Genomic DNA, 952 nt, shown 5'->3' with positions numbered 1-952 from the left:
TGGATTGTCAACAGTAAATCAGACAACTTTTTTAAGGGCTTCTTGGCGATACTGAACAGGCGTCAAATAGCCTAAGGTTCCATGGATGCGATGCTTGTTGAACCAGTTCACATAATCATATAATTCCAATTCTAAATGCTTAAGACTCTGGAAGGTGATCTGGTTCACAAACTCTGTTTTCATGATCTTGTATGTGGCTTCAGCCACAGCATTGTCGTAAGGACAGCCTTTCATACTTAGTGATCGGCCAATCTCAAACGTCTCCAAGAGTTCATCCATTTTTTGATTTTTGAACTCGCTGCCACGGTCGGTATGAAACCATTGAATCTGACTTAGATCACCTTTAACACTCGCAAACGCGCGTGAAACTAAGGCCGCGTCCTTGTTCGGGCCTGCACTATGACCAATAATTTCTCGATTAAACAGATCCACCAGTACACAAACGTAATGCCATCGGCTATGGACTTTCACATATGTCAAATCACTGACAACGAAGCGTTTAGCTTCCGTTTGCTCAAACTCCCGCTTTAGAACATTTGCCGTCGCCGCTTCGTTACACGCCGATTTATGGGGCTTATATTGCGCCACCGTGTAGGTGGAAACGAGTCCTTGCTCTCTCATGATACGGCCAATGCGGCGTCGGGAGACGATGAATCCGCGCTCACGAAGCTTCACTTTGATCTTGCGTGTGCCATAGACTTTTCGATTCTTGAGAAAGATATCTACAATAGCTGCAGTGATATCGTCCTCAGTAGCCCGTTCTTGGGCGTCGTAATAGAATGTACTCCTTGCGATTTGTAGGACGTCGCACATTGCTGATACCGAGTATTTATCACGGTTATTCTGGATGATAGCTACTTTCGTCCCATGATCAGCGCGGCTTGCTTTAAAATATCCACCTCCATTTTTAGACGTTGATTCTCTTTTCTTAAAGCGATCAGCTCATTTTCTT

At 44.5% G+C, this 952-nt stretch carries 1 pseudogene; it reads right to left on the bottom strand.

The window, feature by feature from the left end:
• Positions 1-18: 18 nt before the first annotated feature.
• Positions 19-952 (bottom strand): annotated as a pseudogene (locus tag ACFSTH_RS11435) (IS3 family transposase); the annotation flags it as partial.

This window comes from Paenibacillus yanchengensis, from assembly GCF_042684845.1.
Classification (GTDB): Bacteria; Bacillota; Bacilli; order Paenibacillales; family Paenibacillaceae; genus Pristimantibacillus; species Pristimantibacillus yanchengensis.
This window is presented reverse-complemented; position numbering and strand designations above follow the sequence as displayed.